The organism is Streptomyces sp. NPDC046261 (genome assembly GCF_040646235.1).
GTDB lineage: Bacteria > Actinomycetota > Actinomycetes > Streptomycetales > Streptomycetaceae > Streptomyces.
In genome coordinates this window covers 1-2,512 of record NZ_JBEYZU010000051.1, presented here as the reverse complement: position 1 = coordinate 2,512, position 2,512 = coordinate 1, and the positions used below count along the sequence as shown (strand labels likewise).

Annotated in this window: 3 protein-coding genes; 2 read left to right on the top strand and 1 reads right to left on the bottom strand. The window is 68.5% G+C overall.

Going from position 1 to position 2,512, the window contains the following annotated elements; genetic code table 11:
- Positions 1-332 precede the first annotated feature (332 nt).
- Positions 333-881, bottom strand: a complete 549-nt coding sequence (locus tag ABZ956_RS30445; RefSeq protein WP_361900736.1) for a MarR family transcriptional regulator — start codon at positions 879-881, stop codon at positions 333-335.
- 112 nt (positions 882-993) lie between these two features.
- Between ABZ956_RS30445 and ABZ956_RS30440 the strand changes: the two genes are divergently transcribed.
- Together ABZ956_RS30440 and ABZ956_RS30435 are read left to right on the top strand one after the other, a co-directional pair.
- Complete coding sequence (locus ABZ956_RS30440; protein WP_361900742.1) at positions 994-2,337, top strand: MFS transporter; 1,344 nt, start codon at positions 994-996, stop codon at positions 2,335-2,337.
- 49 nt (positions 2,338-2,386) lie between these two features.
- A partial coding sequence (locus ABZ956_RS30435; protein WP_361900739.1) for an adenylosuccinate synthetase occupies positions 2,387-2,512 on the top strand: 126 nt, incomplete at its 3' end.

Genomic DNA, 2,512 nt, shown 5'->3' with positions numbered 1-2,512 from the left:
CCGTTTCCGGTCCGAATTCCGTTTCCGGCCCCCTGTTGGAGCGGGGTTTCTCGCGCCTTCCGGCGTGATCACTACTTTAGCGGATTTCCCCCGCGGCTCCTAATCGGAGTCCCGGGCCATCCCGTTCCGTATTCCGGCACGCCGAAATACATCCCGTTCAGGGACCGTGCAGTGGTGATTGCCGCCGATGCGGCTCGAGTGGCTGTCGTAGAAGCCTTACGGCCCCGCGACAACTCGGAGAACACTACGGATGCGTCGCACCCGTGTCAACCCGGGTCGGCCAGGGCCTTGTCGGCCTTCCTGACACCCTTTCCGACGACCCCTCAGTCGAGTCAGTCGAGGTCGTTGAGGCGTCCGCCGGCATCCGGCTGGGCCTCTTCCACGCGGCGGAGCAGTCGGGTCAGCATGGCGCCGAGCTGGCCGCGCTCGTCGCTGGAGAGGTCCTGGAGCAGTTCCTCCTCGAAGACCGTGGCCATGCGCAGGCCCTCCAGCCACTTGGCGCGCCCCTCCTCCGTAATGCCGACGATCACGCGCACGCGGTTGCTCTCGTCGCGCTCCCGGGTGACGAGGCCCTCCGTCACCATGCGGTCGATGCGGTGGGTCATCGCGGCGGGGGTGAGGCCGAGGCCCTTGGCGAGCTCGCCGGGGCCCAGGCGGTAGGGGTGGCCGGCGAGGACGAGGGCCTTGAGGACCTCCCACTCGGCGTTGCTCATGCCGAGCTCGGCGGTCTGGCGCCCGTAGGCGACGTTCATGCGTCGGTTGAGGCGGCTGAGGGCCGAGACCACGCGTTCGACCTGTGGGTCGAGGCCCTGGAATTCGCGCTGGTAGGCGGCGATCTGCTCGTCGAGGCTCAGCTCGGACGGCTCGTGGTTGTCAGCCATGAGCGGCAGTATGACAGAAACCATTCGCACTAAAGCCCTTCACCGTGTACTGTTTAGCTTCGAAGTTTAGGTTCGAAGTCTTCAAGTTCAAGGGGTGAGTGTGACCACCGCGATGGGCGCAGCACTGCGCCGGATCCAGTTGGGCAACGCGCTGAGCGCGTTCGGCAGCGGCTTCACGGTTCCGTTCCTGTTCGTCTATGTGGCACAGGTGCGGGATCTCGGCGCGAGCACGGCAGGGATCGTGCTGGCGACGTTCGCCGTGGCCGCGCTTGTCGTGCTGCCTTTCATCGGTCGGTTCATCGACCGGCGGGGTCCGCTGCCTGTTGCCGTCGCGGGTACGGTCTCCGCCGCTGTCGGTTCGCTGGGGCTGGGGCTCGCGAGCGGCCAGTGGCCGGTCGTCGCCGCGGCGGCCGCGCTGGGTGCCGGTATAGCGGTCGTCCAGCCGTCCCTGGCGACGATGATCGTGTGGTGCTCGACGCCGGCCACCCGGTCGCGGGCGTTCGCGATGCAGTTCTTCCTCAACAACCTGGGTCTGGGCGTCGGTGGTCTGCTCGGCGGCCAGCTGGTGGACACCTCGGACCCGTCGAGCTTCGTACGGCTCTTCGCGATCGAGTCGGTGATGTTCCTGGTGCTCGGTGCGGCGGTCGCGACCGTGCGGCTGCCCCGGGCGCCGAAGGTCGAGGATGCGGTGCCGGCCGATCCGGCGGCTGCTCGCGGCTGGCGGACCCTGCTGGGTGACCGGGCGATGGTGCAGCTGTGCGTGCTGGGCTTCGTGATGTTCTTCGCCTGCTACGGACAGTTCGAGTCGGGTCTCGCGGCCTTCGCCGTCGAGGTCACCAGGATTTCGCCGGCGACGCTCGGCGTCGCCCTCGCGGCGAACACCGCGACGATCGTTCTCGCCCAGTTCGTGGTCCTGAAGCTGGTCGAGCGGCGCCGGCGGAGCCGGGTCATCGCGCTGGTCGGGCTGATCTGGACCGTGGCGTGGATCGCGGCCGGCGTCTCCGGTCTCGTACCGGGGGCGCACGGTGTGGCGACCGCGCTGCTGATCTCCACCTACGCGCTCTTCGGTATCGGCGAGTCGATGCTGTCGCCGACGATGGCTCCGCTGGTGGCGGACCTGGCGCCGGCTCGGCTGGTGGGTCAGTACAACTCGGCCTTCGCCCTGGTGAAGCAGCTGGCGCTGGCCGTCGGTCCGGCGGCGGGCGGTCTGATGGCGGGCGCGGGCATGTACGTCACGTACATCCTCCTGCTGGTCGCCTGCTCGCTCGGGATCTCGGTCCTGGCGCTGCGGCTGGGTCGTCGGCTCTCTCTTGAGCAGGACAACCCGCTCGTCGCCCGAGCGCGGCGCAGCGAGGTCGTGGCCGTGGCCAAGGCAGGGGCCGATGAAGAGGCCAAGGTCAGGGCCGCGGAGCCTGCGGCTGCCGAGGCCGGCGAGCGCGTGCCCGTAGCGGCGTGAGGCCGAGCTCGTAGACGCTCGTAGAAGCTCGTAGAGGCTCGTAGGGGTAATAAGAGGAGTAGGGGCTCGGGGCGGAAGTGGTGACGCACTTGTGCTGCTCGGTGCTCAGTGGGGTGACGAGGGCAAGGGAAAGGCCACCGACCTGCTCGGTGGATCCGTGGACTATGTGGTGCGC